Annotated in this window: 30 protein-coding genes and 1 tRNA gene; 8 read left to right on the top strand and 23 right to left on the bottom strand. The window is 57.0% G+C overall.

Annotated elements, in window-relative coordinates; genetic code table 11:
- Nucleotides 1-8: 8 nt before the first annotated feature.
- Together JRJ26_08070 and JRJ26_08065 are read left to right on the top strand one after the other, a co-directional pair.
- The gene (locus JRJ26_08070) at nt 9-404 is read left to right on the top strand and encodes a response regulator (protein ID MBW2057437.1); all 396 of its coding nucleotides are present in this window, start codon (nt 9-11) and stop codon (nt 402-404) included.
- A gap of 14 nt (nt 405-418) precedes the next feature.
- Entirely contained in the window at nt 419-736 is a 318-nt protein-coding gene (locus tag JRJ26_08065; GenBank protein ID MBW2057436.1) for an Hpt domain-containing protein, read from the top strand.
- Between the two features lie 59 nt (nt 737-795).
- Here JRJ26_08065 and JRJ26_08060 read toward each other — a convergent pair whose 3' ends face one another.
- The 8 genes from JRJ26_08060 to priA form a co-directional block, all read right to left on the bottom strand.
- Entirely contained in the window at nt 796-1182 is a 387-nt protein-coding gene (locus JRJ26_08060; GenBank protein ID MBW2057435.1) for a response regulator, read from the bottom strand.
- Between the two features lie 223 nt (nt 1183-1405).
- The gene (locus JRJ26_08055) at nt 1406-1819 is read right to left on the bottom strand and encodes a hypothetical protein (GenBank protein MBW2057434.1); all 414 of its coding nucleotides are present in this window, start codon (nt 1817-1819) and stop codon (nt 1406-1408) included.
- Nucleotide 1820: 1 nt separating this feature from the next.
- Complete coding sequence (locus tag JRJ26_08050; protein MBW2057433.1) at nt 1821-2744, bottom strand: RsmB/NOP family class I SAM-dependent RNA methyltransferase; 924 nt, start codon at nt 2742-2744, stop codon at nt 1821-1823.
- Between the two features lie 305 nt (nt 2745-3049).
- Nucleotides 3050-3322 (bottom strand): HU family DNA-binding protein, encoded by a 273-nt coding sequence (locus tag JRJ26_08045; GenBank protein MBW2057432.1) that lies wholly within the window; start codon nt 3320-3322, stop codon nt 3050-3052.
- A 222-nt stretch (nt 3323-3544) separates the two neighbouring features.
- Nucleotides 3545-4339: an HDOD domain-containing protein gene (locus JRJ26_08040; GenBank protein ID MBW2057431.1), complete on the bottom strand. Its 795-nt coding sequence runs from the start codon at nt 4337-4339 to the stop codon at nt 3545-3547.
- A 103-nt stretch (nt 4340-4442) separates the two neighbouring features.
- The gene (locus JRJ26_08035) at nt 4443-4766 is read right to left on the bottom strand and encodes a hypothetical protein (GenBank protein ID MBW2057430.1); all 324 of its coding nucleotides are present in this window, start codon (nt 4764-4766) and stop codon (nt 4443-4445) included.
- Between the two features lie 163 nt (nt 4767-4929).
- Entirely contained in the window at nt 4930-5355 is a 426-nt protein-coding gene (locus JRJ26_08030) for a PilZ domain-containing protein (protein ID MBW2057429.1), read from the bottom strand.
- A gap of 221 nt (nt 5356-5576) precedes the next feature.
- Nucleotides 5577-8036, bottom strand: a complete 2460-nt coding sequence (priA, locus tag JRJ26_08025) for a primosomal protein N' (protein MBW2057428.1) — start codon at nt 8034-8036, stop codon at nt 5577-5579.
- 295 nt (nt 8037-8331) lie between these two features.
- Here priA and JRJ26_08020 point away from each other — a divergent pair, with 295 nt between their 5' ends.
- Nucleotides 8332-10509 carry a cyclic nucleotide-binding domain-containing protein gene (locus JRJ26_08020; GenBank protein MBW2057427.1) on the top strand — a complete coding sequence of 726 codons (2178 nt, stop codon included), beginning with the start codon at nt 8332-8334 and terminating at the stop codon, nt 10507-10509.
- 4 nt (nt 10510-10513) lie between these two features.
- On the opposite strand, the gene JRJ26_08015 is transcribed toward JRJ26_08020, so the two are convergent.
- Both JRJ26_08015 and JRJ26_08010 read right to left on the bottom strand, forming a co-directional pair.
- Nucleotides 10514-11083, bottom strand: coding sequence for a hypothetical protein (locus tag JRJ26_08015; protein ID MBW2057426.1), 570 nt, complete (start codon nt 11081-11083; stop codon nt 10514-10516).
- A gap of 97 nt (nt 11084-11180) precedes the next feature.
- Nucleotides 11181-12068 (bottom strand): DUF1848 domain-containing protein, encoded by an 888-nt coding sequence (locus JRJ26_08010; GenBank protein ID MBW2057425.1) that lies wholly within the window; start codon nt 12066-12068, stop codon nt 11181-11183.
- Between the two features lie 135 nt (nt 12069-12203).
- Here JRJ26_08010 and JRJ26_08005 point away from each other — a divergent pair, with 135 nt between their 5' ends.
- Nucleotides 12204-13112 carry a radical SAM protein gene (locus tag JRJ26_08005; protein MBW2057424.1) on the top strand — a complete coding sequence of 303 codons (909 nt, stop codon included), beginning with the start codon at nt 12204-12206 and terminating at the stop codon, nt 13110-13112.
- Complete coding sequence (locus JRJ26_08000) at nt 13109-14011, top strand: hypothetical protein (GenBank protein ID MBW2057423.1); 903 nt, start codon at nt 13109-13111, stop codon at nt 14009-14011. The genes JRJ26_08005 and JRJ26_08000 overlap by 4 nt, the downstream gene beginning before the upstream one ends.
- On the opposite strand, the gene JRJ26_07995 is transcribed toward JRJ26_08000, so the two are convergent.
- On the bottom strand, nt 14000-14401 hold the full coding sequence (locus JRJ26_07995; GenBank protein ID MBW2057422.1) for a DUF3568 family protein: 402 nt from the start codon (nt 14399-14401) through the stop codon (nt 14000-14002). The two genes, JRJ26_08000 and JRJ26_07995, sit on opposite strands and share 12 nt — an antisense overlap.
- Nucleotides 14402-14535: 134 nt before the next feature.
- On the opposite strand from JRJ26_07995, the gene JRJ26_07990 reads away from it, so the two are divergent.
- Nucleotides 14536-14922, top strand: a complete 387-nt coding sequence (locus JRJ26_07990; protein ID MBW2057421.1) for a DUF3568 family protein — start codon at nt 14536-14538, stop codon at nt 14920-14922.
- Nucleotides 14923-15001: 79 nt separating this feature from the next.
- Here JRJ26_07990 and JRJ26_07985 read toward each other — a convergent pair whose 3' ends face one another.
- Genes JRJ26_07985 through JRJ26_07975 form a run of 3 tightly spaced genes read right to left on the bottom strand, consistent with a single transcriptional unit; the run spans nt 15002 to nt 16200 of the window.
- A complete protein-coding gene (locus JRJ26_07985) occupies nt 15002-15832 on the bottom strand; it encodes a site-2 protease family protein (protein ID MBW2057420.1) in 831 nt (276 codons plus the stop codon).
- Nucleotides 15833-15839: 7 nt separating this feature from the next.
- Nucleotides 15840-15932, bottom strand: coding sequence for an AURKAIP1/COX24 domain-containing protein (locus JRJ26_07980; protein ID MBW2057419.1), 93 nt, complete (start codon nt 15930-15932; stop codon nt 15840-15842).
- A 34-nt stretch (nt 15933-15966) separates the two neighbouring features.
- The gene (locus JRJ26_07975; protein MBW2057418.1) at nt 15967-16200 is read right to left on the bottom strand and encodes an Lrp/AsnC ligand binding domain-containing protein; all 234 of its coding nucleotides are present in this window, start codon (nt 16198-16200) and stop codon (nt 15967-15969) included.
- A gap of 481 nt (nt 16201-16681) precedes the next feature.
- Here JRJ26_07975 and JRJ26_07970 point away from each other — a divergent pair, with 481 nt between their 5' ends.
- Both JRJ26_07970 and JRJ26_07965 read left to right on the top strand, forming a co-directional pair.
- Entirely contained in the window at nt 16682-16978 is a 297-nt protein-coding gene (locus tag JRJ26_07970) for a hypothetical protein (GenBank protein MBW2057417.1), read from the top strand.
- Between the two features lie 28 nt (nt 16979-17006).
- A tRNA-Ala gene (locus JRJ26_07965) sits at nt 17007-17079 on the top strand.
- Between the two features lie 188 nt (nt 17080-17267).
- Here JRJ26_07965 and JRJ26_07960 read toward each other — a convergent pair.
- From JRJ26_07960 to JRJ26_07920, 9 genes are all read right to left on the bottom strand, one after another.
- Entirely contained in the window at nt 17268-17888 is a 621-nt protein-coding gene (locus JRJ26_07960; protein MBW2057416.1) for a V-type ATP synthase subunit D, read from the bottom strand.
- A gap of 79 nt (nt 17889-17967) precedes the next feature.
- On the bottom strand, nt 17968-19398 hold the full coding sequence (locus JRJ26_07955) for a V-type ATP synthase subunit B (protein ID MBW2057415.1): 1431 nt from the start codon (nt 19396-19398) through the stop codon (nt 17968-17970).
- Nucleotides 19398-21164: a V-type ATP synthase subunit A gene (locus JRJ26_07950; protein ID MBW2057414.1), complete on the bottom strand. Its 1767-nt coding sequence runs from the start codon at nt 21162-21164 to the stop codon at nt 19398-19400. The genes JRJ26_07955 and JRJ26_07950 overlap by 1 nt, the downstream gene beginning before the upstream one ends.
- Entirely contained in the window at nt 21164-21490 is a 327-nt protein-coding gene (locus tag JRJ26_07945; protein MBW2057413.1) for a V-type ATP synthase subunit F, read from the bottom strand. Before JRJ26_07945 ends, JRJ26_07950 begins: the two co-directional genes overlap by 1 nt.
- Nucleotides 21483-22508 (bottom strand): V-type ATP synthase subunit C, encoded by a 1026-nt coding sequence (locus JRJ26_07940; protein ID MBW2057412.1) that lies wholly within the window; start codon nt 22506-22508, stop codon nt 21483-21485. The genes JRJ26_07945 and JRJ26_07940 overlap by 8 nt, the downstream gene beginning before the upstream one ends.
- 2 nt (nt 22509-22510) lie before the next feature.
- Complete coding sequence (locus JRJ26_07935; protein MBW2057411.1) at nt 22511-23116, bottom strand: V-type ATP synthase subunit E; 606 nt, start codon at nt 23114-23116, stop codon at nt 22511-22513.
- 27 nt (nt 23117-23143) lie between these two features.
- Nucleotides 23144-23620 (bottom strand): V-type ATP synthase subunit K, encoded by a 477-nt coding sequence (locus JRJ26_07930; protein MBW2057410.1) that lies wholly within the window; start codon nt 23618-23620, stop codon nt 23144-23146.
- Nucleotides 23621-23667: 47 nt separating this feature from the next.
- Nucleotides 23668-25674 carry a V-type ATP synthase subunit I gene (locus JRJ26_07925; protein MBW2057409.1) on the bottom strand — a complete coding sequence of 669 codons (2007 nt, stop codon included), beginning with the start codon at nt 25672-25674 and terminating at the stop codon, nt 23668-23670.
- A gap of 3 nt (nt 25675-25677) precedes the next feature.
- On the bottom strand, nt 25678-25983 hold the full coding sequence (locus tag JRJ26_07920) for a hypothetical protein (protein MBW2057408.1): 306 nt from the start codon (nt 25981-25983) through the stop codon (nt 25678-25680).
- Nucleotides 25984-26347 lie beyond the last annotated feature (364 nt).

Genomic DNA, 26347 nt, shown 5'->3' with positions numbered 1-26347 from the left:
AGTGTGGCATGGCAAAGAAGATCATGGTGGTTGAAGACGATCCGATGAATGCGAAGTTCTTTGAGCTCACCCTGAAGAGGAGGGGGAAATTCGACGTAATCGTTACAGAAGACGTGGATCAGATTCTCTCTCTCATTAGGAACGGTGAAATTGATATGATCGTCATGGACGTCTCCCTCTGCAACAGCTTTTACAAAGGAGAACGGGTTGACGGGATCACTCTTTCCCGGCTTATCAAACAGAACCAATCGTCCAGGGATGTTCCGATTCTCCTTGCGACAGCCCATGCCATGAAGGGGGAACAGGAGGAGTTTCTCCAGGAATCCGGGGCTGATGGATACGTGTCCAAACCCGTGATCGATCCTGATCGATTCATCACCAAGGTCAACGACCTCATCGGCTGAGAAGGAGGATGGAGATGGACAAGGATCTTGCAAGTCCAAAGGGTTTCTTCAGTCAAAACTCCGTGGCAGAAGAAGTCCTCGAGTTACGGTCTCTCTACCTGGAGTATCTCAGGGGAGAAGTCGACACACTCCGATCCCTGGTCGCCCGTAGAGACCTGGAGGGGATAAGGGAATTGGGGCACAGACTCAAGGGGAGCGGGGGTTCCTACGGATTCCATGGCATTTCCGATCTGGGTGAGGCAATCCAGTGTCTGCCGGATTCGGCCGAGTGGGAGAAAGTGGAGGTTCTTTTTCACCGCCTGGAAGAGATGTACGAAGACATTGCCGCTTGAGCCGTTCCGGCTTTGCCAGCCGCGGTTTTGCCGTAACACCCGCCGGGCAAAGGAGCACCTCAGGTGTTGGTGGAAGGGGGTGGAATCGACTTCCTGATCACCGCGAAGAGATCATCACACCGGAAGGGCTTGGGAATGACCTGAGAAACGTAACCCTCATCGAGGATCTTCCGGGCAAAGGGACTTCCCGGATTTGCAGTGATGAGGATGATGTTGGCACCTGGATCGTATTTCTTGATCGCCTTGCTCGAGTCATACCCGTTCATCACAGGCATTTCGAGGTCCATGAAGACGACCTGAGGCCTCGTCTGTTTGTACTTTTCCACACCTTCGTAGCCGTTGTTTGCTATCTGGATGTTCCGGTATCCTTCAAACTCAAGCAGATCCGCCAGGAGCCTGGAGAGACGATTCTCATCCTCGATAACGAGAATTCCTTCTTCTTTCACCTCTTCCCTCAATCTGCCTTGTTTAATATCAATTCTATTCGGGTCTCGTGGAATTGTCAAGGGAAAAATACAATATAATGTGCTAGATTTCGAGATAGACACAATATGTAGTACAAATGTGGAAAAACTAAAGTGGCTGTGTGGTCGGACAATTAGCGGTGGTATCCACCAGTACTCAACATAGAACTCCACAAAAACCCGGGATTCTATCCGGTCCCAGATCCTACCTACGGGGGAGGAAACTCCGGGGTATCTGGCTGAGGAGAACCCTCCCGGTGTAAAGGCCGCAGCCGAGGATATGGTCCCCATGGCACAGAACCACGTAGCCTGGCTCGATGGAGAGGTTCGTGTATACTCCGTGACCTTTGAGCAGTCGAGCCAATTGGTGTTTGTCACATTGGACCACATTCCTGGTCGCGTTTTTCCCGAATGTCTGGAGAGCGGTTGTGGTGGGCTTGAGGAAGTTCTTTATCCTGCGGAGCACGGGAATACCGGCAGTGTGGATCCTGAGTTTACCGAGGTTGAAGGCATGGGGAGAAAGGGTGAGGAGCCAGTAAGCCTGGGGACGCTCGAGAAGCATAAAGCCCTCGAAAGCGCCCAGGACTATACCGAAACGTTCCTGGAAGTAGTTTAGCACCTCACTCCGGCGAGGCTCGCCGACGAATCTTGGCCAAGAAGAATCCCACAGAGTCGAGCAGGTGGGGGTAGATACGCCAGCACCGTTCCATTTCTCCGTCAAAACTTCTCCCTTCCCACTGGAGCAACCCCGGAGCTCGCCGAGCGGAGAGGGCGATGGGTTCGATCTTGGCGGGTCGTTGGTGGAGTAAATGCTGAACGACCGCCTCGTTCTCTTCAGGGTTATAGGTACAGGTCGAATAGAGAAGCGTCCCGTCCTCGGCCAGGAGGTCGAAGGCCCGAATGATCAGATCACGCTGGATTCTTGGGAGGAATTTCCCTAGCCTTGTTCTAGCGGGCCGGTCGGGGGATACCACCAACCGAAGGGTGCCCTCGCCGCTGCACGGGGCGTCGACCAGCACCCGGTCGAATCTCCACCGTTTCGGAAAGCTCTGCCCGGGGTAGAGGGTTGTCACCACATTGGTCGCTCCCATTCTTCTGATATTGTGCTCGAGCACCCGGAGCCTTCCGGCTTTGTTGTCATTGGCCACGATCAGACCCTGGTTTCTCATCACCTGGGCCATGTGAGTGGTCTTTGAGCCCGGGGCCGCACATAGATCACAGACGAGTTCACCCGGCTTTGGGTCGAGGGCCATCACGGCCATGGCCGAGGTAAGTGCCTGGGGGAAGAAGTAACCGAGCGCAGCCTCGATAGTCTCCCCGGGGCGTGTCAGCCCCTCGACCTGGAGCAGGTATTCGGCAAGGGGAGAGGATCTTACCCGATAACCCTGACTTCGCAGGAGTTCGGTCAGAATAGAAGGCTTGATCCGGAGGGTATTGGTCCTGAGAGACTGAGGCAATGGCAGTCGCAGGGTCTCACAGAATCGGTCGAAGTCCGGAATGAAGGATCGATACTCCTGGAAGGCCTCCGGTCTGGTCGAATCCATTGGACCACCCCTCAGCCGGACTGACTCGAGCTACACGCGGACCTTCACGAGAGGCCGACAGGCCTCTTAGTCAGAACTCGATCTGCTGACCAGAGCAACTCGGATGGCGTGAGAAGACTATCCCTCTAAGATAAGCATGCCCGCCCTTTCGGGGGGGGACCCCTAGGCTTTCTCAGCGGATACAGAGGCACTCCCCGCCTTCCAGACACATCGGGGCCGAAACCTCTCTCGAATTTGAACCTAGACCCAGAACCTCGGGGCCGGCAACAAGCCGGCCCTCCAAGAGGAACGGCAAGAATGAGGTCCTATTTGACCGCCTGTTTCAGAGCAGTACCGGCCTTGAATTTCGCCGTCTTGGTCGCGGGAATCCTGATGGTCTGGCCGGTCCTCGGGTTTCTCCCCGTCCTGGCCTTGCGTTTGGCGACGCTAAACGTACCGAAACCCGTGAGAGAGATCCTGCCGCCCTTTTTCAACTCCTTGGTTATATTGTCGGTTATGGAGTCGATGGCCTTGGCCGCTGCAACCTTCGTGATCTTGGCCTCCTTGGCGACTACTGCGATGAGTTGCTCCTTTGTCATACTTGCCCCTCCTTCGCTTGATGGGATAGATCCTTTTCTAATCCTCTTATAACAGCAGATTGCCTTTAATTCAACAAAAAAATGAAGGTCGGGTCAAAAATTCTGCTTCAGGAGAGATAGAAAATCGCCACGGGGGTAACTGAGAGGGGAAAGCTCAGCCCGCGAGAGAGTGATTGGGCCGGGCAAGACATATGTCTTGTTCGATGAATCCCGGGCTTCACGTCAAATGGGATCTTGAGAGCTCCTTGCCGGGTTTGAAGCCTCCGGGTTGTCATGCCAGTCGACACCCTCCACGTTGAATATCTCCTCACTGATTCTCGAGACAAGGTGTTCCAGATCCCCCACTGAGAGACCGAGGAGATTCCAGGCCTCCCTGTTCACCTCCGGAACCCACGGGTCTCCGCCGAAGCCGAAACCCTTGGCCCGGATCAGGATATCGGCCAGGTGGACGATGGCCGTTTGAATCCTGGCCTCCTTTGCCAGGGAGGGTGTATGATGGTAGACGATGGGTTCTGTTAGGTTCGGTGGGAAGTTCCATTCGTCTGCCAGCCACATTCCAATGCGGCTGTGGTCGAAACCCAAGACCTCCCTTTCCACCTCTGCTATGGAAAGGGTCGTGTGCTCGATCCGCCTGCGTATCTCCTCATATGTTTCCGGCATCTTTGCGGGGACAACCACCTTTCCTATATCGTGAAGAAGTCCGGCAACCGACACCTCTTCGGGCTCTTGAAAGTAGAGTGCCCTCGCCAGCACCCCCGACGCGATGGCCGTCCCCAGAGAGTGCTCCCACAAGCCGACGATCGCCCTGTCCATCAATTCGAAGACAGAGGCACTTAGGACTACCCCCTGTACCACGTTGAATCCGAGAAGGACCACTGCACTGGTGACAGACGAAACCCTTTCGCCGAGCCCATAGAAGGCCGAGTTCACCAGGCGTAGCACCTTGGCGCTGAGGGCATAGTCCTGGCCGATGGTCTTGCCGATCTTCTCAGCGGAAATCCTCTCGCTCCTCACCATTTCGCTTATTTTTCTGACAACAGGCGGGAGAGTTGGGAGGCTCCTGATGCTCCGGACTCTTCGCTGCACTGCCGCGCTCTTTTCTTTCGGGGACTTCCTCAAACTACTCGTCTTCTCCTTCGGCCCAGAAGCGGAGGTCCCTGAGGAAGATCTCTTTTATCTGGCGCATCAGCGGGTTTGATTGGGTGGGCCGGAAGCGCTCTTCCAGCTCCCTCTCCAGGGTAGCGAGGGGCTTGTCTTCCCCGCCCTCTCGTTTCAAGGGATGGCCATGGACGATGATCTGGCGAATCCCCAAGTTGCTCAGCCGCTGGATGAGAGACTGGGTGAGGACCGTTCCTTCCCTGACAAGGGTAACGCCGCTGTCATTGACCACTGGTTTTGCCAGTTTCATCTCTTCGCTGGCCCGTTCCAAGGGGATTCGCTGCATGATTGCACCTGTCGAAGAACCGAGATCGCCACCTATAGCCTATATCGGCTCTCTTGCTCCGATCCTTTAGAACCCGGGGATTCCCGTGGAAGCCTCCTCCTCTTCGAAAGGGGTCTTCTCGGGTCAGAACCTGAACCTGGAGGATGGTTCTCTCTGCAACTGGTCAGACGAAGTACGGGGGGGGTGGTTTCATGGAAGCCAGGAGGCTGCAAAGCCTGGATTTCTGCTCCTCGTCCATTCGGGTGAACTCGATACCGTATTGATATTCTATGGCATCGCTCGTTTCCAAAATGTCCTTCCACACGATCCTACCCTGGAAGTTCAGTGCGGTGAACTGGAGCTCATGAGTGTAGAATATCTCGAGATCCAGCCGGGTCCCTACCCTCATACGGTCGAAAAAACATCCGAGAAGCCCGCCTTCGCTGAGATTGACCGCTATACCGGTGAGGACCTCGCTGCGGCCTTCCAGCAGGTACGAAATCGGGTAATCGACTCGAAAGCGGCCGAACCTTCTCCGCTCGGGCACTGATCCTGTGGCCTTCACAAGCGATCCCGCCTCGCCAATCGGTCCTTGATCAAAGCTATTCATACCCGTTTCCCCTGGGATTGTCAACAGAATCGGAGCTCGTGTTCCCCTGCTAAGGAGAGAAAAGACTGTAAAGTCAACTACTTGTAAGAATCCTTGTTGGAATAGAGAGGAAACTCCAGAATCGGAGTGGAGTTTGGTGAGATCTGAGAAGGTCCCTATCGCTGAGCGAGATCGAGCAAGGAGTCCCCTCTTTGGGGATCGATCGTTTTATGGAAACGATTCTACATGAGATTTATGGGATCCACGTCCACTTCAAGGCGAATCCCTGGGGTCTCTTTTTCCATCCTAGCCAACACTTCGGCGAGGAAGCGGTGGAGGCTTTCCGGGCGGCTGCTCTTGGCCAGGAGCTGCCACCGGTACCTGCCCTTGACCCTGGCAAGAGGAGCGGCGCAGGGGCCTAGAAGCTCGATGTGGTCCCTGTAGACACCTTTTCTTCTTTTTGTTTCAGCGCCGACAATGGCCAGGCGTTTGGCAAATGCCTCGGTCCTGTCCTCACGGTTTCCAGAGATCCTCAGATTGACGAGACGGGAGAAGGGAGGATAGCCAAGTTCCTCCCGGTAGGCGATCTCTTCCTGATAGAAGCCGAGAAAATCGTGTTCCTTTGCCCTCTGTATACTGTAGTGGTCGGGATTGTAGGTCTGGATAATGACCCTTCCGGCCTGGTCACCCCTCCCGGCTCGCCCGGCTGCCTGGGTGAGCAACTGGAAGGTTCTCTCCGTGGCCCTGAAATCCGGGAAATTGAGAATCGTGTCGGCGCAGATGACTCCCACCAGGGTGATGCTGGGAAAGTCATGCCCCTTTACGATCATCTGTGTTCCGATGAGAACGTCTATCTTGCGGCGCTCCATGGCCCGGACGATCGTCCAGTGGGCGCCTTTCCGTGCAGTGGTGTCCCGGTCCATCCGGGCGACCCTGGCCGACGGCATGAGTTTGCGGATCTCATCCTCCACTCTTTGCGTTCCGATACCCAGGGGGTGGAGGTTGTAGCTCTCGCAATGGGGACATCTGAGGGGAACCGGTGCGGTGTGGCCACAGTGATGGCATTGGAGGAGGCGGCCGGGGGCATGAAAGGTCAGGGTAACGCTGCAATTGGGGCAGTGAAAGGTCCACCCGCAGTCTGTACAGAGAATAAAGTTGGCAAATCCTCGGCGATTGAGAAAGAGAAGGCTCTGCTGGCCACGGTCTGCATTGGCCAGGAGGGCCTCCTTCAGACTCTGTGAGAAGACCGACCGCCTTCCCCTGTCTCTTTCTGCTCGCATGTCCACTATCTCCACGGCGGGGAGCACCCTTGACTCGATTCTCCGGGGAAGGCGGAGGTATTGGAATTTCCCTATCTGAAGGGTGTTGAAGAACGACTCCATCGATGGGGTAGCCGAACCGAGAACAAGGACGGCCTTGTCCATCTTGGCCCTCACCACCGCGAGGTCTCTTGCGTTGTATTTGAGTTTCTCTTCCTGTTTGAAACTCGTCTCATGCTCCTCGTCCACGATTATGATGCCGGGTTTCTTGAAAGGGGCAAAAATCGCAGACCGGGCACCGATCACGATGCGGACCTCGTGTCTCACTATGCGCCGCCACTGGTCGTACCGTTCGGCGGGGGATAGACCGCTGTGGAGGACGGCGATAACCCTTCCGAAGCGTGTCTTGAATCTGGAGATAAGCTGGGGCGTCAACGAGATCTCCGGCACCAGCACAATCGCCTCTCTCCCCCTTTTCATGACCTGCTTGATCGCCCTGAGGTAGACCTCGGTCTTGCCGCTTCCCGTGATGCCGTGCAGCAGATAGGGGTGATAGCCTCCTGCCTCGATGGATCTCTCGATCTCGGCGAGGGCGACTTGCTGATCCTCGGTCAGCTCCGGCTCTTTCTCGGTTCCGAAACCCTCGTTCAGGAAGGGTTCCCTGTACCTCTCCTCAAAATCGACGCTCAACCACCCCTTTTCCACCAGGCGCCGGAGGTAGGGAGCCACCCTTGAGAATCGTCTCGTCACGTCGCTGCGGGACACCCGTGTGCGGCTCTTGATGAACTCGAGGATCTCAGACTCCTTTGGGGTTGGACCGGGTCTTTTCACCTGCTTGTCTTCCTCCTGGAAGGCGAAAACAGCCTCTTGTTTTGCCCTGGTCCGCTCCTTCTTGAGCCTGACCTGCTCGGTAAGGAAACCGTTCTTCTTCAAGGCGAAGATGCGGGAGTGGATGTTCCGGATCTTCAGGCGACGGGAGAGGAGGGGCAGGTTCAACTCCTTCCTCTCCCGACATGCTTCAAGGAGAAGCCGATCGCCGCCGCCGGGCTGGAGCTGGGCGAGGTGGGCCTCGCCCCTGGGTGTTATCTCGAGGATTCGACACGACTCAACCGTCAGCCCCGGAGGGAGTCCGGTTTTGATCACCTCGCCGAGAGGGTAGAAGTAGTATCTCGAGATCCATCTGAAAAGGCCCAGCATGTTTTCATCGAAAAGGGGGATCTCATCGAGCACGTCGATGATCTCTCTCACCTTGTCCGGATCGAGGCTGTCGGGAAGAGGGGTTGGAAAATCGATGACATAGCCTGTGACCTTCCGCCTGTGAAAGGGGATCAGGACTCGCTTGCCTAACTCCACCTGTCCTTCCAGGCCCTTGGGGACCCGATAGGTGAAGGTCTTCCACAGGGGGAGGCTCACGGCTACTTCGGCGAATCCCTGGTCGTTCAACTCGTCTTCTCCCGATTACCCCGACGGTCCGAGCGATCGGACCTTTGGACCTCGGCTCCTCCAATCACCTTTATCCCATCTTCCATCCCTTGTCAAAACGATAGTCCACAGCCTCCGCGGCCCCTTTCAAAATGGGGAAAGAACGGTTTCGCCCTGGCTTCCGGGGTGGGAGCGATTGTCCCCTTCTCGGGTCCACGGGGCGGGAGAGAACTGACGGATCAGCAGGACCAAGCAGTGCGGATTCGCAGATATGGGGGTTTGCAATCGTCACGTCTGCGGGATTATGATACAACAAATGCACGGAACCGAGAACTCGATCACAGAGATTCAAACCAACTGCGTGGTTGTCTCCACACGGGCCCTCGGGGATATTCTGGTGGGATGCCCCCCCGAAATCACCAAGTGGTTCATCGCCCGCAAAAGGCGCATACCTTCGGTTATAGTTCTGCCAAAGCACTTCATAGTCGATCATAGACTGAATGTCGAGCCCGAGTTTCCGGTCTACGGTAGTTTTTTCATCGAAAAGAGAAAGGCCACCATCGTCGGCACGACAGAGCAACTCCGGCGCATAAGGACGGTTCTTCGCGAGTCCTTCTCAGGACCGAGGGGTGTTGATGGGGGGAGGCGGGAGAGAGAATTCCTCAATGTCAGGAAGGAAGGCAACAGGGGCCTGGAACTCGAAGACCTCGTTACGCTGGTCCCCTTCAGCCGTAACAGGAGAGAGGTGGATATCAAAGGGGTCACGATCAGAGTTGCACGGCGGGGCTCTTATCAGTTCTGGGAAAAGGGGATTCTTCTGGGGGAGGTGGACACAGGGGTTTTCACACCGCCGGTCCAGCCGCCCGGTCTTTTCGGCCCGGATCCCCTGGAGCCCCCTCGGTTTGGCGTGACCTTCCTGGGCACAGGCAGCGGTTTCACCCCCCACCGCCGGACCACGAGTTTTGTTCTCTGGATCGATGGGGAGGGTATTATCGTCGATCCACTGGCAGATCCCTGGGCCGAGTTGGCCAAGCTGGGCATAGACGACGGCGATGTTTCCTCTGTTTTCCTAACCCACTGCCATGCCGACCACGACGCGGGAATGATCAGCGCTGTCCTCCACCGGAGAAGGATACGGGTCATCACCTCCCGCCTTGTCTTCGGGAGTTTCCTCCGTAAGGCGAGAGCAGTGACAGGATGCGACATGGGGCGGTATACCGACTTTGTAGAGCTCGATCCGGGAGGCATCTATAGGGCGGGTCACGCCTTGCTTGTAGCTTCTTCGGCCCTCCACTCGATCCCTACGGTACGTTTTGAGGCCGTTTTCGGCGAGGGGAAGTCGAAAAGGGAGAAGAGGATCGCCTATTCAGCCGATACATGCCTCGACCGTGAAAGAATCGAAAAGATGTATCAAATGGGCATAATCGACCGGAAGAGGCGGCGAGAGCTTCTCCATTTCGGGTTCAACGCGGACCTGTTGATTCACGAGGCCGGTCGAGAGGCGATCCACACCTCGCCGCAGGCGCTGTTTCGCCTTCCAGAAGGTCTTAGAAGACGACTCATTGTGGTTCATACCGAGGACCACTCTGGAGATCTGGAGGGGTTGAGGGTGGCCCGAGAGGGGGAGACCGTCGTAGTGGTCCCCTCACATCCGACATTTCGGGACCGGGCGAGACTCATGGGTTCGAACTGCCTGCTCGAAGGGTTCGCCCCTGAGATCCTCCTCCGCACGGCAGAACGATCGGCCTCCGTCGAATTCACGGCCGGAGAAGAAATCCTGGGCGAGGGTGAGGAGGCAGGGGGATTCTACTTGATTCTACGTGGAAAGGCGGGAGTCATGGTGGGCGGTCGCCTTGAGTTCCTGCTGGGCAGAGGGGACTGTTTCGGTGAGGCTTCCCTTCTGGAGGGGGCGCCCTCTGATGTTACCGTCCGGGCCCTGTCAAACGGCTTGGCCCTGAGGATCGATAGGGAGGAATTCCTCGGACTGTTGGACGACAAGCTCTCGGTGAAAAGGCGGATACGGAGGATACTCAGCACGAAACCCACTCTCTCAAGGCTTGCCTTTTTCCAGGGGCTTTCCGGAGATCAGGTGTCCAGGCTGGCGACTGCTGTCACGAGATACAGGGGATACAAGGGGGAGCGGGTGTTGGAGCAGGGGGGCAAAGGGGATGCCTTCTTTGTCCTTGTGTCGGGAAGGGCTGCAGTCCGGGTTGGAGACACGGAAGGCCGTGAAAGGGTTGTCGCGGAGCTCGATGGTGGTGACGTGTTTGGGGAGATAGCCCTGTTGAAGAGTATCCCGCGGACCGCAACGGTTGAGATCACTTCGGATCGGGCAGAGCTTCTCCGGCTGGAGGAAAGGGATTTCCAAGTCTTGACCGCATCGATTCCCAGGCTCGGTTTTCAACTGGACCGGATCTGCTCGGAACGCCTGAAAAAGCTTGCCAGAATGGGGAAGCCCATAAGCGGCGCCGGGGCACGGAAGGGCAAGCCCTGAAGTACTACCGCACCCATTCGGTTCTCATGATTCTGCCGTTCTTATCGTAGTAGTTCACCCGCCCCTCTCCTGTCGCCGGGTCGATCGTGTGGAACCAGTCGATGCTTTTCCCTGCCGAGGTCTCTTGAAGCCATTTTAGCTCGTACCGGATGTAGTTCGGGTGTAGGCCGTTTACCTTTCCGATGGCGAGGTTCACGAGTTTGCCCCAAAGGATCCTTTGGTTGCGGGGATCCTCATACCACTTGGTGATCTGGTCGACGGTCTTCCTCAGGGTTTCCCCTTCCAGGGCACGGGCATAGTAGAGGGCCTGCATACGGAGCTTTGATTGGAGTTGGTTCTTGTCGATCCGTGAACCAGGGTCGAACCGGGCATAGGGGAGGATCCCCTGAAGCAGGTCGAGACCCAATCTGTTTCCCTCGATGTATCCCCGCACAAAGCCGTCCAGATAGCTTCTGCCCGCGGCGGTCTTAGCATTGTCCGTCCACAGTGATCCACTGGTCTCACCCGCTGCGGCCAGTACCGGGCAGATAGTGACGGCAAGAAGAAGCAACCACACCGAAACAGCAGCTCTCATCGTGCAACCTCCCTGCTTTGCTCTTCGGCCCACGCAGCCCCTGCCCGCTGACGGAGAAGCCTTCTGCTCGGAATATCAAGTCCCCGTTTGCCGGGCCTTAACCCAGCATAGGGGCAAGGCTGTTGTGTTGATTGAAGTTTCTGCGTGCCAGTTCGAGGCTCGCGTTGGCGTAACAGTAGATGCAGCCATGGGGGCAGGTATCGTATGCGCCGATATCCGTGCTTTCCACACAGCGGCACCATTTTCGCTGGCCCTTGTCCTTTTCGACCTTCAAATCGAGCCCGAAGAGACGGTTTATCAAGTCGCCGTCGATACACCTCCCGGGCTGAATGCCGTACTCTTGCAGATCCAAAGGTTCGGCGCAGGTAGTTATCTCAAATCCGGACTGTCTGGCTATGGGTGCCAGAAGACCGGCAATCTCGCGGACATCGGCCGGCCTCTCGTGAAGATCGATCACTCGTACCCCTCTCTCCTTTTCCATTCTTTCCAGGGTCCTCTTCGTTTTGCGATAGATGTCCAGGAAGCTGATGACACAACGCTGGCTGAACCCCTCCAGAGCCCTGGCGATCTCCGTAAACTGTTTTTTGTGATACTCGAGACCGGTGAGGTTGCTGAGGATAATCGGGTCGTACCGCCAGATCACCCTGGCCGGGCCTATCCTTCTGCTAAGTCTCCTGAACCCGTCGACCTTCCGGGATCGGGGGGGAGCGGCTCTTTCAAAAGCCCTCGGATAGTGGACCAGGGTGTACTGGAAATAGTAACGATACCCAACAGCATCGAGCTCGTCCAGATAGGGGATCAAGGGTTCGGCGTTCCGTGTCCAGAAGACGATGGCATCGACCTCTGCCGGATTGAGGCTGACGCGGGTGATTGTGCCGGGGCGAAAGGGGTTCCGAACCAAGGCGAAACCGCTTCTCACACGGTTCATCAACCATGCGGTGTAGAAGGCAGGGATGTCGGTTCTCCTGCTTGCGCTCACAATCATCGTGGTTTGATCCGGAAAAGACAAAGTGGTAGTCTAGAGAATAGTCCACCGATGGGCAGAATTCAACAGGGGAGTGACCCGCGTCACTCCGGTTGGGGATCGGTTTGTCCTGCGGTCCCAAATCAGGGAGCTCTTATGGCCTTTATCCCCGCCTATCTCCGTCTCTATGAAGAGGGGGAGCTCAGGGTCAGGATTGAGGCTTTGAACAGGATTCTGGAATCCTGCACCCTCTGCCCCAGACAATGCCGGGTGAACCGGATCCGGGGCGAGAAGGGATACTGTCGGGCGGGGGGCGAGCTGATGGTCTCCAGTGTGTTCCCCCATTTCGGGGAGGAGCCCCCCCTGGTGGGCAGTCATGGCTCCGGTACGATTTTCCTGACCCATTGTAACCTCCGGTGTGTTTTTTGCCAGAACTACGAGATAAGTCATATGGGCCGGGGCGAGAAGATTACAACCGGCCAGATGGCCGGATACATGATCCGGCTGCAGGAGATGGGCTGTCACAATGTCAACTTCGTCACCCCGACCCACTACACGCCCCAGATTGTGGCGGCTCTGCCCGAGGCGATCGAATCGGGGCTTCGTATCCCCCTGGTCTACAACTGCGGGGGGTACGAATCGCTGGAAGTGATCAGGCTCCTGGACGGAGTGATCGACATCTACATGCCTGATGTGAAATTTTCGTCCTCGGAGGTGGCAGGGAGGCTTTGCAATGCCCCTGACTATCCAGAGGTCGTCCGTGCAGCTGTCAAGGAGATGCATCGCCAGGTGGGAGATCTGCGGATAGGACCCTCTGGGACAGCCGAGCGGGGCCTCCTCATCCGCCATCTTGTCATGCCCTCCGGCCAGGCCGGGACGGACGAGGTCATGCGGTTCATATCCCAGGAGCTTTCTCCCAATAGCTATGTGAACGTTATGTCCCAGTACAGGCCGGCTTACCGGGCATGGGAGTTTCCGGATGCGAGCCGTCCGGTCACGGTGGAGGAATTCCGTAAGGCCTTGGAAGCCGCGAGAAAGTACGGAATTTTTCGGGGGTTTGAATGAAGTCGGCGGACCAGATCCTCCGGGAAATCTCGGGTCTAAGGGTCGAGTTGGGCAAGCTGAAGGCAGGTTTCGAGGCCCTGCGGACCGAGCTCCTGCCTGCCGGATCTCTTCTCGGAGGTCGCTTGAGGAGCCGTGGTCTCAAGATTCATCGCGAGAATCCGGTGGAGACGGTTCTCATCCCTCCTGATCTCCCGCCGGAATTGACCGCCCAGTTCTACGAGAGGATGAAGAAGTACTCCTTCCGTCTTTTCCTCAGGGAACTGGTCAGGGTGCAGGGGCCCTTTCGTCCGGGTGATCTGACCGACTATTGTTCCAGCCGCGTGGCCGAGCAGTATACTCGATTCCTCAAGGCCACATCAACGGTGGAGCCCTTTGGAGGCGATGCCTACCGCCTGAATCGGATCGGGATTTCCAGCTTCGGACCTACCCTGGAGTGGTTTGTGGCTCAAATGTTCGAGCGAGAGTTCGCCTCTCCCGCCGCATTTGGGGTCCACTTCAGGGAGACCGATGTGGGGGGGGACTACGATGTGCTTGCAGCGTGGGAAGGTCGCCTGGTTTACGTGGAGGTCAAGTCCTCTCCTCCCAGGAGTATCGAGGATCCAGAGGTGAGCGCCTTCTTTCTCAGGCTTTGCGACCTGATTCCCGACGTGGCCTTCTTCTTTGACGATACACATCTCAGGATGAAGGACAAGGTGATCGAGCTTTTCCTCCGGGAGATGGAGGAGAGACCCGTAGACATACCCTTGAGCCATCCCCCTGAGAGGCTTTCAGATGAGATATACCACGTCGATCACTGGCTTTACATCCTTAACAGTAAGAGGGATATTCTGGGCAACTTCACCCTCTGCTTGAGGGACCATCTCAGGCAGAACAGAGGCCGCTTCTTGTCAACCCTTTAGGATCTTGAGTATGGTCTGGTGAATCTTTCGGGAGGCCTCGCGGTCGCCGAAGTTGCCGACCCTGATGCCGACGGTGGTGACGCCCAGCCCCTTGTCCTTGATCTTGACGACCACGGGTTTTCCGTCTCCCCGCTTTCCCGTGATCTTCCCCCCCAAGGCATCCCGTTGTTGGTCGGCTACTTCGACTTCCAACCGCTTCAGGGCGGCAAGAGAGGCCTTCCAGGTTTGATCGTAAGGGTAAGGATAGTCGGCCTTCAGTTCTCCCTTTATGTAGCTGTAAGATCCGATGCCAGCCCCCGCCCCCACACCGAGCATTACGGCCGTGGTACAGCCCGAAACAAAGAGAATCAGAAAGACCAGCCCAGCTAGAACCCGTATGCGCCTTTTCATCCGGCTCTCGTCACCTCCCGGAAAGAGTCTTGGGAAGTATCATACCAGAACTTTCTTGACATTGCACCATGGAAAATCGTAAGTGTGAAGTCAGGCAATGTGAATACGGGATCGGACTAAGAGGGAGGGATGAGATGAGGCGGTTCGGAACAGGGGTTGTGCTTTCCTTGCTGTCTCTCTGCCTGACGGGGTGTCCTGCCCTGATCGGCGCGGGGATGGCTGTCGGAACCTATCACATTATCCAGGGCGACCTTTCGAGGATGTACAGAGCGGGGTATGACAGAGCATGGCAGGCAGCGCTCCGGACTCTGGAAGACATGGAGATGAGGGTGGTGGACCAGACCAGGGGGGAGACCGAGGGCAAGATCGAGGCAAAGCGGTTCAACGGCGCTCCGGTAAGGGTGATCCTCAAGAGCAAGGCCCTGGATTTGACACAGATCCGAGTCCGTATCGGAGCAGTGGGAGACAGGGGCGAGGGAGAGATATTCCACGAAAGGTTGCGCAAGAACCTGTTCGACTGAATGACTGCAGAGACTGCGGCGACTTCGTGATGATCCGCCGGCCAGGGTCTGCCCTTGTTGAATTCGACCGAAAGATGGATCAACCGCTTCCAGAGAGAGTGTTCCGGATCAGGGTCAGCAGGTTCATCCCGAACTCGGGGAGCGGTACCGGGATGAAGGAGACGGCAAAGACCGCCACGGTGACTCCGGCTAGGATTTTCCGCCCTCTGTCGAGCTCGGTCTCATCGTCCTGGGGGGGTGGATGTCTGAAGCCGAAAAGCATGATCAGGGCAAGGGGGAAGAGCCAGGGGGGAAAGAAGAACAATCCAAGAACCCCGAAGCCTGCAGCGGCGAGGGTGAAAACAATCCGGCTTTTCCGGCCGAAAACCGCATAGGCGATATGGCCCCCGTCCAGTTGGCCTATGGGCATCAGGTTGAGGGCCGTAACAAAGAGACCCACCCAGCCGGCGTATGCGAGGGGGTGGAGTACCAGGTCTGCTCCCATTGGAATCTCACCGACGATTGCCTTCTCTAGAAACAGAAAGAGAAGGGAGTCTCCCAGCCTGAAGGAGAGCCCCTCCACGTGGACCGTCTGAGAGATATGGGAGAATTTGAGACCCACGGCGATAGCGGGCACGGTGAGGCAAAAGCCCACAAGGGGGCCGGCTGCCCCTATGTCGAAAAGGGCCTTTCGGGATACTATCCTCCCCCTCATGACAATAACCGCCCCGAGTGTACCGAACAGATTCGGGAAGGGGATGAAAAAGGGAAGGGAACTCTGAACCCTGTAATGCCGGCTCATAAGAAAATGGCCCAATTCATGGGCCAAAAGGATGGTCATGATCGAAATGCAGTACCAAACCCCTCCCACGAGCACCGTCGATCCCACCGTAAGGGCAAACAGCAGGACGTGCAACAGGAGACGTCTCATGACCGGCCTATTTCTTTCTCCTATGTCGGGTCTTGGCGAGCATTTTCTTGTGCTTGTGCCGGCTGATCTTCTTTCTCCGTTTCTTGATCACACTACCCATCAATCTCTCCAGGACTCGTCACCGCCTCCATCCATCAGTCGACGATCACATTGGTCTGAGTGCGCAGGACTCCGGGGAGGCCCTGAATTCTCGTTACGATAAACTCGCCGAGAATATGTACGCTCTCGGCCTCCACCAGAGCGACCACGTCATAGGGGCCTGTTGTGGCATTGGCCCTTTGGACCCCTTGGATCTTGGCGACCTCGCTGGCAACCTGTCGTGCAGCACCAGCCGTACATTCGATGAAGACATAGGCCGAAATAGACATGGCTCCCTCCTTTCCTCCTACACCCTATTGCTCTCCCCTCCTTACGATGTTTCCCGGACCGGCTGCAAAAGACCGGAAGACTATTGATTATAACAGACTCGAAGTAATTTTCAACTCAAATATCAGTGGAGTTCCCTGAGTTTTCGGCCGAGCATTGTTGCAAGTATATGACTTCACGATTTTTTTCTGTTTTGGCAGGAGAAGACCCTTGTCCCGCCGCGCCCGCTCACTCCTGATGAGGACCCCACCCCTTCCGAAAGGTCGCTCGCGGACAAGGGTCCGCTCGAAAGTCGTGAAAGCAGGGTAAGGCTCTCCTGCGGCTGCCGGGCCTGCAGAACCCTTGGAACACTTTTTGCTTAGCGGCAGGAAGGGGAGGGAAGAGATACGGGCCAGCCTCTCCTGGGGGAGAGGGAGCCCTTGCCCGCCTTGACAAACGGCTCCAGGGCCATATAATACCTGGAGAAGAGGAGGCCTCACAACTATGCGAAAGAGAGGAATCTGGAGGGTGGTTGCGGTTGTCTCGGTTTTGGTTCTTTTGACTTCTGCCGTAGGGTTTGCCCTGGAAACGACGGCAGAGGACCAGATGGTGGTTCCGGACCTGCTGCTTGGGAAACCCCTGGGGCTTATCTCTCTGGGGATGGGGGCTTTGACCTACGTGATCACCCTGCCGGTGACCGTGCCCTTCGGGTGGCGTGCCAAAGCCGCCGAGACCCTTGTCAAGAAGCCCTACCGTTGGACTTTCCAGAGAGGACTGGGTGAGGACCTGAAGAAGCCGTAGGGTGGAAGGTCCTGGCCGGTGTGGAGATGGGGCTGTAGCTCAGCCGGGAGAGCGATGCGTTCGCAACGCATAGGTCGGGGGTTCGAATCCCCTCAGCTCCATCGGTACCCCGATTGCCGTTTGGTTTCGAATGTTCCAACCCCCATCTGGCTTTTACCTCTGACGGGAAAGACTGACGGAGCGGGACAGGCTCGATTCTACCCCTCCACCCGGCAACCACTGGCCTTGTGACCCGCCTGAGAGGGTGCAAGACATCCCTCCAGGCCAGGTTCGCCGTGCCTGCTGTTCCCTAGTGCGCCCGTACGATCTCTTTGACCTTCATGAGGCGGGAAAAATTGGACCTCTCCATCTCCGAGAGTTTCATGGTGATGAACTTGATGGTTTCCTCCAGGTTGGGGATAAGGACATATTCGAGAGAATTGACCCGCCGGCGGGTGCTGACGAGCTCCTCGGCTAGAAGGTGCATCCATTTCTCTTTCTGGGCAAGGACGATCATCTCGTGGAGCACCTGATTGAGCGCCTCCAGGGAGAGATCCAGGTCCCCGGGCGTCGTGGCGAGGCCGTAGCAGTGGATCTCACCCTCTACAGTCGGTCTCAACTCAGGAGCCTTGATATTCAAGATGATTCTCTCGGAGACATCGAGCCTGATCCGCTTGCTCGGGAATCCGACGGCCTCTTCAAGGGCGGCCCTGGGCATGGAGGCGGAGACGAAGAGAAAGCGCTGGAAAGCCTCCTGCATCGATCTTTCAACTGCCGCTCGCAGCTCCTTTATGTCCCGGATCATCTCCATGAACTGACGCATAAGCTCATCCTGTTTATCCTTGAGAAGCTTGTGGCCTCTTCGGGCCATGGCGAGCCGCTTCTTCAGCCGCAGAAGCTCCATCCGGGTGGGGTTGACCTCGAGTTTCATAAGAGTGCTTTCCGGTTACGAAGATCTACCTTCCGTTATGGGCGACGAGCAAGGAGCCTTCGAGGACGGAAACAAGGCCTCAGGCCACTTGAGCCTCCCTTTTGTCTGCCTCCAGGGGTGCCTCCTTCTCCTCTTGCTTGAAGCGAGGCAGATACTTTTCGATCCAAGCCTGTCGAATTCTCTTCAATTCCGATGTGGGGAAGACGGAGAGCAGCCTCCACCCCAAATCGAGGGTCTCCTCTATGGTGCGGTCTTCGTACTCTCCCTGGGAGACATACTCCCTTTCAAATGTGTCGGCGAATTGGAAGTAGAGCTTGTCCATTTCGCTCAGGGCCGCCTCACCAAGGATGACAGCCAGCTCCTGGGCCTCTTTGCCCCTGGCATAGGCCGCAAAGAGCTGATTGAAGGTATCGGCGTGATCCTCGCGGGTCTTGCCAGGGCCGATCCCCTTGTCCTTCAATCTCGACAGCGATGGGAGAACGTCGATGGGAGGAGAGATGCCCTTTCGATGGAGAGCCCGGCTCAGGATGATCTGGCCCTCGGTAATGTAACCCGTAAGATCGGGGATGGGGTGGGTCTTGTCATCTTCAGGCATGGACAGGATCGGTATTTGGGTGATCGATCCCTTCTTGCCCTTTATCCTACCGGCTCTCTCATAGATCGTCGACAGATCGGTGTAGAGATAACCAGGATACCCCCGGCGACCGGGGATCTCCTTCCTGGCTGCAGAGACCTCCCGCAGGGCCTCGCAGTAGTTCGTCATGTCGGTGAGAATCACCAGGACATGCATGTCCTTCTCAAAGGCGAGGAACTCGGCGGTGGTAAAAACCATTCGTGGTGTGGCGATTCTCTCCAAGGCAGGATCGTCCGCCAGGTTGAGAAAAAGAACAGCCCTATCGATGGCCCCTGTCTTGCGGAACTCGGAGATGAAATAGTCGGCTTCCTCGAACGTGATCCCCATGGCGCCGAAGATCACCGCGAACTTCTCCTCCTCGCCAAGGACCCTGGCTTGGCGGGCGATCTGGGCGGCCAGTCGATTGTGCGGAAGCCCTGATCCTGAAAAGATGGGGAGTTTCTGGCCTCGAACCAGGGTATTCAGTCCGTCGATGGCGGAAAGGCCGGTCTGAATGAACTCTTCCGGGTAGTCCCTGGCAAAGGGGTTGATCGGATTCCCGTTGATATCGTAAGTCTTTTCAGGAAGAATCTGAGGGCCGTCGTCTATAGGCCTGCCCAGGCCGTCAAAGACCCGGCCCAGCACATCCATGGAGAGTCCGAGCTCGATGCCCCGGGCAAGGAACCTGACCCGGCAGTGCCTGATATCCACCCCGGTGGTACCTTCAAAGAGCTGGACAAGCGCCCGGTCGCCCTCAACCTCCAGTACCTTACCCATTCTCTTGGACCCGTCGGGCAGTTCCACCTCCACCAGCTCTTCGTATTTTACCCCCTCCACTTCCTCCACCAGGAGAAGCGGTCCGGAGATGTCTCTGATCGTCAGGTATTCTTTCAGCATCAGGCAACCCCTTCCTCTTTTGAGAGTTTCTCGGTCTCCGAAACCATGTGGGTCCGAATCGCATCGAAATCGGCCAGCCGATCCTCGGGAATGAACTTGGCCCTTGCGATCTCTTCCCTCACCGCCAGGTTCTGGATCTCCCTGAACAGGATGCCCCTGTCGAGGAGTTTGTCACACATGTGATGGAGGTCGAGGATTATCTTCAGGAGCCGGTATTCTTTGGCAGGTGAGGTGTACGTGTCGACCTCATCAAAGGCATTCTGGTGGAGGAAGTCTTCACGGATCGACTTGGCCGTTTCCAGCACGAGGCGGTCCTTGGGGGAAAGGGCGTCGACTCCCACCAGGCGCACGATTTCCGCCAGCTCGGCTTCCTGCTGCAGGAGCCGCATGGATTCCTGCCTGAGCGCCGTGAAGTCTTCAGAGATATTCTTCCGAAAATACTCCTGCAGATTGTCGTGATAAAGGGAGTAGCTGTTGAGCCAGCTGATCGCCGGGAAATGACGCTGGTAGGCAAGCCTGTCCTCCAGGCTCCAGAAGACCTTCACCACCCTCAGGGTCGCCTGCACTACGGGATCGGATAGATCGCCTCCGGGTGGGGAGACCGCTCCTATGGTTGTGAGGGCTCCGATCCGGCCGTCGTCGCCGAAACAGACGACCCGCCCGGACCGCTCGTAGAACTCGGCGATCCGCGTCCCCAGATAGGCCGGATATCCCTCTTCGCCGGGCATCTCCTCCAGGCGTCCCGAGATCTCCCGCATGGCCTCGGCCCATCTTGAAGTCGAGTCAGCCATGAGAGCCACGCTGTAGCCCATGTCTCGGAAATACTCCCCAATGGTGATCCCCGTATATACCGAGGCTTCTCGGGCCGCCACCGGCATGTTGGAGGTGTTGGCGATCAGGACGGTCCGTTTCATCAGGACCTCTCCGGTACGGGGGTCCTTGAGGTTCGGGAACTCCATGAGTACGTCTGTCATCTCATTGCCCCGTTCGCCGCAACCCACATAGACGATGATGTCCGCATCGGCCCACTTGGCGAGCTGGTGCTGGATCACGGTCTTGCCGCTCCCAAAGGGCCCGGGAACACAGGCGGTTCCCCCCTTTCCCACGGGGAAAAAGGTGTCGATCACGCGCTGCCCGGTTGTGAGAGGAGTCTCAGGGATCAGCTTCTTTGCGTAAGGTCTGGGACGGCGCACGGGCCACCTCTGGATCATCGTGACATCCCTGGTCCCCTGGCCGGTCTTGATCCGGCAGATTGTGTCCTCCACCCGGTATTCTCCTTCGTCGATCCCTTCAATGATACCGTCGAAACCAACGGGTACGAGGATCCGGTGTTCGACGACCACGGTCTCCTGAATGGTACCCAGGATCTGTCCGCCCTGCACCCGGTCTCCTTTCTTCTTGACGGGGACGAAGTGCCATCTCTTCTCCCTGTCGAGGCCCGGCACATCCAGGCCGCGGGTTATGTAGTCTCCGGCTCTGTGGTAGATCACATCCAGGGGGCGCTGGATCCCGTCGTAGATGGACTGGATGAGGCCGGGGCCGAGCTCCACGCTGAGGGGACGGCCGGTATTGTGGACGGGTTCCCCGGGTCCGATATCCCGGGTCTCTTCGTACACCTGAATGGAAGCCCTGTCTTCATGGATTTCAATGATTTCGCCGATCAGGCCCTTTTCGCCGACCCGAACCACATCGAACATGCGGGCATCCATCATTCTCTCTGCTACAACCAGGGGGCCCGCCACTTTCACGATGACGCCATGCTCCATCATGTCTCCTCGCCCTTTCCAAAAATATCGGCTCCGACGGCCCTTGTGACCGTCTGGCGAATCCTTTCCATCCCGAGGCCCAGGGAGCCTTGACTGTTCGGAATCAGAACGATGCTTGGCAGGCTTGCCCTGGACACCTCATCGATGAGGTCCATCATGGACTGGGCAATCGCCTCGGTGATAAAAATCACGGACACCTTCTCCTTGAGCAGCCGCCGCACCACGGCTCTCGCCTCCCTGGGCTCGGCTACGGGAAAGGTAAGGACACCGATTGCCCGGAAACAGAGGATAGAATCCCTGTCTCCGATTACTGCAACGTTAGAGATGGACACTGGGTAGACGCTCCTTTATGGTGCTCGGTTGCAGTCCATTGAGTTTTCCAACCATGATGGTTCGGATCATTCTCAGTTCGGTCTCCTTTGCGTAGAGATATGCGATAAGGGGCTCGATGCCGAAGGCTATCAGATTGGCCCGCCGCAGGTATTCGAGAATCTCATCCTGGCCCATCCGCTCGAAGACCGCAAAGGAACCATCAGTGTTCAGGTGGTCCCACCCGCTCTCCACTATGTCGCGGTAAGGCGTGTAGGCGAAGCGGCCTGGAATCCCCTCGAGGGGTTCGTCGAATAGCGGGAGAAAAAACGGTCTGCCCAGAGTGCCGCCCTCGATGAAGGAGTCGACAAAGACCTTCCTGTCCTGCTTGGAGTGGCGCAAACGAAAGAGGGAGAGGATGTTGGCCAAATCTATCTCCCTCTGAAGAAGACCGTGAAGAAAGAGATTTCCCTCCTTCCGGCTCGTTGCGACGAAGAACTCGTACATCCTCCGGTCGATGAGGAGGTCGATCCATTTGGGGTCCTCTCTTTCAGGAAACTCCTTAACCACCTGCTCGGCAACGGTTGACAACCAAGCAGGGAGTGAAGAGAGGTCTTCCTCCTCTATGGCCGTCTTTATGGCGGGGACGGGAACCCGGCCGAGAGAGAGGTAGGCGGGCTCCAACTCCTCCCCTCCGAATCTCTCTTTGAGAGCCACCTTGAGGTTGTGAAAATCGAAGCGGTAGAAGAAGAGATCTGTAAGGACTGGGTCCTTTGTCAATTCCTGTAATAGGTTGAGGACTTTCCCCTGTTCTTTCTCCAGAAAGGATTCGTACTGCTCTGGACCTGCCAGGCCGGACAGATACTCCGAGTATGGGGTCTCGGCCAGTATTCTCAGAACATCCTGTGGACTGGAAGCCTCGGCTGCCCTTTCGATCCGCTCCCGTGAAAGCGACCTGGTCTCCAGGACGCGGATCACGCCAACCGCATAGGCATAACGGACATCATCGCCGTACTTCCAACGGACCTCTTCCATGGTTACCTACCGTCTCCGAAAAGAATACCGGCCACCGTGGCTTCGAGTTCGTTTCGCTTGGAAAGGACCACCGATTCAAGACTGCAGTTGATCTCCTTTCTTCCTCTTCTCAGGACTGCTCCGCCTTTTATGGGTCGACTCTCCCGGCCGACCCTCATCTCTCCCTTCTTGCCCTCCTGCTTCAACCGCTGGTTCAGTTTCCCGATCCATCCGTCCCTGAAGCGACCCAGGTCTCGATCATTCAACAGGACCTCTTCATCCCCCACTGGATCGGCCTGGAGGATGAGATTGACCAGAAAGGTCCCGTAGGCCTCGTCGTCCAGGGAGAGGATCCTCTCCACGGCTCTGGAAAAGGCCTCTTCGATCAGCCCTTGCTTGGCCCGCAGGAGCTCCTTGCGATTCTCCAGTTCAGCCATGGAGATCATTCTCTGCTTCCGCTCCTCGGCAGCCCGTGCGGCCCTCTGCTTTCCCTGATCAATGATAGCCCGGACTTCCCTCTCGGTCTTCTCCTCCCAGGTTCTTGCATCTTTCGAAGCCTTCTGCATTATCTCTTCGGAGGCCTTTTTTGCGTCTTCGATGATTCTACCGATCAGAGACTCAATCGACATTTTCGACTCCAAAGACCGGTCCTATCCCTAGATCTTGATCCCCTGGAGCAGGAGAATCGTGGCGATAAGGCCGAAGATGGCGTAGGTTTCCACCATGGCTCCGTAGATAACCCCCTTCATCAAGGTCTCCGGCCTTTTTGCCGCCATGGCGACGCCGGCAGCACAAACCTTGCCTTGATGGATGCCTGAGATCCAACCCGCAAAACCGACCGGAAGGGCGGCAAAGAAGATCTGCCAGCTTTGAACGATGTTCAGTGTGGCCGGCGTTCCCCCCAGAAGCCCCAGCTTGAATATGACCAGGAACCCCCCGAGAAGACCGTAGATTCCCTGAGTTCCAGGAAGGGCAACAAGGATCAAAAGAGAGCCGAATTTCTCCGGATCTTCGCTAAGAACCCCGTCAGCCGCCTGGCCGGCTGTGCCAATCCCGATGGATGAACCGAAACCTGCGAGAAAAACAGCGAGAGCTGCTCCGGCAACGGGAATCGCATAGCTGAAAAGTTCCATATCCTCCTCCTCTTTCGGCCCCCCTGTGTGAGGGGGCCGCTGTTTTTTCACCCTCTGTTCTGCTCCGTGACGATGGTGTATCTCGCCTCTCTCCTGAGCGGCTTGAAGGGCCTTCCACCCCCCTCAAAGAACTTGGGAAAAAACTCGACGTATTGGAGTCTCAGGGTGTGCACGAAAGCACCCAGACCGTTGATGAGGATGTTGAAAACGTGGCCGATGACAAAGACCAGGGCAAAGAGAAACCAGCCGACATAAGGGGCCCCGCCGAGCATGTTCGCCAGTAGATTCACCACCATGGCAATGATGCCTGTGGCGAGACCGAGAGCAAATAGCCTGAGATAGGAGAGGACGTCGCCCACGTAAGAGGTGATTCCATAGAGACCGTAAACCCCCCAGGCAATCCTGGCAAACCAGCTTCGACTTGTCCGGTCGGTAAAGAGAACAATCGCAAGAGCCGAAAGAATGGCCATCCACTCGCCCAATCCCGCCCAGTATGAGGGGAGCACACCCCCCTTGCTCAATCCGAAAAGGGCTAGCCCGTTCAAGAGGATCAACCAGGGAAAAGGCCCACAGAAGGCCTCCGGCAGGTCACCCTCCCGGATCTTGCGTACCATGCGAATAACCAGGCCGTATGAGATCTGGATGAAGCCTAGGACGAGTGCGAGCCCGATGAAGACGAGAACCTGTTCCATGGGCTCGAAGAGCATGAGTGCCTCTCTGATCCGGCGGAAGCCGCTCAGCCACGAAGGCAGGTAGTCGACCAGATCTCCAAACCAGCCTCCGGTCATGGCTCCCATGATGATAGTGGAGATCCCGCCAAAAAAGAGGAGGCCCACGAGTTTGGTCCGGCCGATGGTGACCTTGAACTTCTTCATCAGGAAGAGAAAGAGGAGGGTGATGATGACGCCGTATGCCGCATCGGTGATGCATAGGCCGAAAAAGACGAAGAAAAAGGGAGCAAGCAGAGGCGATGGATCGTACTCTCTGACGTTGGGAAGGCCGTACAGCTCGGTTACTACCTCAAAGGGACGGACAAAGGTCCTCGAATTTTGGAGAACCACAGGGGGGGTCTCCCGGCCCGAGGGCTCCAAGGGGGTGAGGGCAATCTCCTGGAATTCACTCTTCAAGGTCTCCTCGAAGGATTTCAGCCAGTGCCGCGGTATCCAGCCCTCAATAACGGAAACCTTCTCGGTACGACCAAATCTCGCCATGACCCGCCTTCGTTGGAGCTGCGAACTCAGGTGATCGTAGACGACCTGGAGGTTCTGGCGATCTTTGAGGTAGGAGCGGCTTGTCTGTTCTATGTCGCGGATGCGCCGGCGGTTTTCATGGATCCGCTTTAGGGCCTGATCGTACAGGTCGCGGGGTCTTCCCTGAAGCTCGGGGAATGCGACCTCTTCAAAGCCGAGCCGCTTGAGAAGCTCCATAAGCCCGCTAAGAACTTCCCGGTGCGCACAGACAAGGAGATAGGCCGTATCCCTGTCCCGATCCACCACCTCTACAGCCATGTGCTCTTCAAGGTCTGAGGCCTCTCTCTCCATCTCTCCCAGAGCCTCTACGGGCAGGGTACCAAGAAACAGGGCGGCATGCTCTGTGCCGGTAACTTCCTCGAGGGGGGAGTCCAGGGAAAGCCAGGGCCTCAACTGAAGAGCGGTCCCCTCGAGTTTGGTCACTTCGGAGAGCAGTTCGGTCCTCTCCCGGTCCAGTTCACGCAGGCTGGAGACTACTCGTGTCTCGTCGTAGTCGGCCGCGATCTGCTGGTACTGTTGCGGTGTGAGAATGACCTTCGGGGAGACGATCCCCGAGAGGAATCCCTTCTTCTCCTCGAGACTCGATAGAAAATCCAGAGCGGCCTGTATCCGGGAAAGCCGCCCTTCGAGAGTATCGTCGGAGGCTTCTACCCCGCCGATCAGATCAGGATGCTCGTCCACCGTCACGCTTTCTCTGATATCGGTAATGTGGAGTTCCTCGAGCTCCTGGATCCGCCGTACCAGTGGCTCCTGGAGGTCCTGGTGGGTCAGGATCTGGACTTTCTCCATCTTGGCGATACTCATGGATCAAATCCCTTCAAGGATACGCTGGACCGCCTCGTCCATTCGCCCCATGGCCTGGGAGCGCAGCGCCTCGATCCTGTGGTTGGCCTTCTCCTGGAGTCTTGCTATCTCCCCCTGAGCCTCCTGGCTTGCCCGCTCTCCTGCCTGTTCGATCGCTTGGCGCGCGGTTCTCTCCGCTTCTGCCAGGCGATCTTCCCGCGTCTGGATGGCTTCAGCAACCAGTCGGGATGCATCCGTCTCGGCCTCCCGAATCATTCTCAGCGCCTCTTGCTCGGCCTCTTTGATCCTTTTGATCAGATCTCCTGCCAAAACGGCCCCTCTCTCCCCTTGTTCCGGAGGTCTCCCGGCCTCTTGCCCATCCCTTAAGACGGCTGTACCCGGTGAGGCCTCCAGAGATCTGTCACAGTGGTTGAGAAAAAATCGAAGATCTAAATACTACTGCCCACGTCTCTTTTGTCAATACCCCTGGCTGCAGGGATTTTCACTCCCCTTTTCGTCTCCTGAGAACCTCCCATTCCCTGCGGCTATGCCCTCCTGATTCGGGCAACAGGGGCGAGGGCGGAGAGACTCTTCCCATCCTCTCTCCTCGGCTCTCCACTCCGACGGTTCCTCTTGGATTGAAGCGGTGCCCCTCGAAAGATACCTGAGAGCTGTCTGTAATGCAGCGGTATCG

The organism is Deltaproteobacteria bacterium (genome assembly GCA_019308905.1).
GTDB lineage: Bacteria > Desulfobacterota > BSN033 > WVXP01 > WVXP01 > JAFDHF01.
The sequence above is the reverse complement of the archived record's forward strand: the minus strand, read 5'-3'. Positions and strand labels throughout refer to the sequence as shown.

Bases quoted from the DNA above. Each gene is read 5' to 3' on its own strand.
- JRJ26_08005 (MBW2057424.1), top strand. From the start codon at position 12,204: ATGGCCTTTATCCCCGCCTATCTCCGTCTCTATGAAGAGGGGGAGCTC.
- JRJ26_07955 (MBW2057415.1), bottom strand. From the start codon at position 19,398: ATGCTGAAAGAATACCTGACGATCAGAGACATCTCCGGACCGCTTCTC.
- JRJ26_07975 (MBW2057418.1), bottom strand. From the start codon at position 16,200: ATGTCTATTTCGGCCTATGTCTTCATCGAATGTACGGCTGGTGCTGCA.
- JRJ26_07980 (MBW2057419.1), bottom strand. From the start codon at position 15,932: ATGGGTAGTGTGATCAAGAAACGGAGAAAGAAGATCAGCCGGCACAAG.
- JRJ26_07995 (MBW2057422.1), bottom strand. From the start codon at position 14,401: ATGAAAAGGCGCATACGGGTTCTAGCTGGGCTGGTCTTTCTGATTCTC.
- JRJ26_07960 (MBW2057416.1), bottom strand. From the start codon at position 17,888: ATGAAACTCGAGGTCAACCCCACCCGGATGGAGCTTCTGCGGCTGAAG.
- JRJ26_07950 (MBW2057414.1), bottom strand. From the start codon at position 21,164: ATGGAGCATGGCGTCATCGTGAAAGTGGCGGGCCCCCTGGTTGTAGCA.
- JRJ26_08045 (MBW2057432.1), bottom strand. From the start codon at position 3,322: ATGACAAAGGAGCAACTCATCGCAGTAGTCGCCAAGGAGGCCAAGATC.
- JRJ26_08010 (MBW2057425.1), bottom strand. From the start codon at position 12,068: ATGATTGTGAGCGCAAGCAGGAGAACCGACATCCCTGCCTTCTACACC.
- JRJ26_08050 (MBW2057433.1), bottom strand. From the start codon at position 2,744: ATGGATTCGACCAGACCGGAGGCCTTCCAGGAGTATCGATCCTTCATT.
- JRJ26_08015 (MBW2057426.1), bottom strand. From the start codon at position 11,083: ATGAGAGCTGCTGTTTCGGTGTGGTTGCTTCTTCTTGCCGTCACTATC.
- JRJ26_08040 (MBW2057431.1), bottom strand. From the start codon at position 4,339: ATGGTGAGGAGCGAGAGGATTTCCGCTGAGAAGATCGGCAAGACCATC.
- JRJ26_07990 (MBW2057421.1), top strand. From the start codon at position 14,536: ATGAGGCGGTTCGGAACAGGGGTTGTGCTTTCCTTGCTGTCTCTCTGC.
- JRJ26_07925 (MBW2057409.1), bottom strand. From the start codon at position 25,674: ATGAGTATCGCCAAGATGGAGAAAGTCCAGATCCTGACCCACCAGGAC.
- JRJ26_08035 (MBW2057430.1), bottom strand. From the start codon at position 4,766: ATGCAGCGAATCCCCTTGGAACGGGCCAGCGAAGAGATGAAACTGGCA.
- JRJ26_07935 (MBW2057411.1), bottom strand. From the start codon at position 23,116: ATGTCGATTGAGTCTCTGATCGGTAGAATCATCGAAGACGCAAAAAAG.
- JRJ26_08030 (MBW2057429.1), bottom strand. From the start codon at position 5,355: ATGAATAGCTTTGATCAAGGACCGATTGGCGAGGCGGGATCGCTTGTG.
- JRJ26_08065 (MBW2057436.1), top strand. From the start codon at position 419: ATGGACAAGGATCTTGCAAGTCCAAAGGGTTTCTTCAGTCAAAACTCC.
- JRJ26_07970 (MBW2057417.1), top strand. From the start codon at position 16,682: ATGCGAAAGAGAGGAATCTGGAGGGTGGTTGCGGTTGTCTCGGTTTTG.
- JRJ26_07985 (MBW2057420.1), bottom strand. From the start codon at position 15,832: ATGAGACGTCTCCTGTTGCACGTCCTGCTGTTTGCCCTTACGGTGGGA.
- JRJ26_08020 (MBW2057427.1), top strand. From the start codon at position 8,332: ATGCACGGAACCGAGAACTCGATCACAGAGATTCAAACCAACTGCGTG.
- JRJ26_07930 (MBW2057410.1), bottom strand. From the start codon at position 23,620: ATGGAACTTTTCAGCTATGCGATTCCCGTTGCCGGAGCAGCTCTCGCT.
- JRJ26_07940 (MBW2057412.1), bottom strand. From the start codon at position 22,508: ATGGAAGAGGTCCGTTGGAAGTACGGCGATGATGTCCGTTATGCCTAT.
- JRJ26_08070 (MBW2057437.1), top strand. From the start codon at position 9: ATGGCAAAGAAGATCATGGTGGTTGAAGACGATCCGATGAATGCGAAG.
- JRJ26_08000 (MBW2057423.1), top strand. From the start codon at position 13,109: ATGAAGTCGGCGGACCAGATCCTCCGGGAAATCTCGGGTCTAAGGGTC.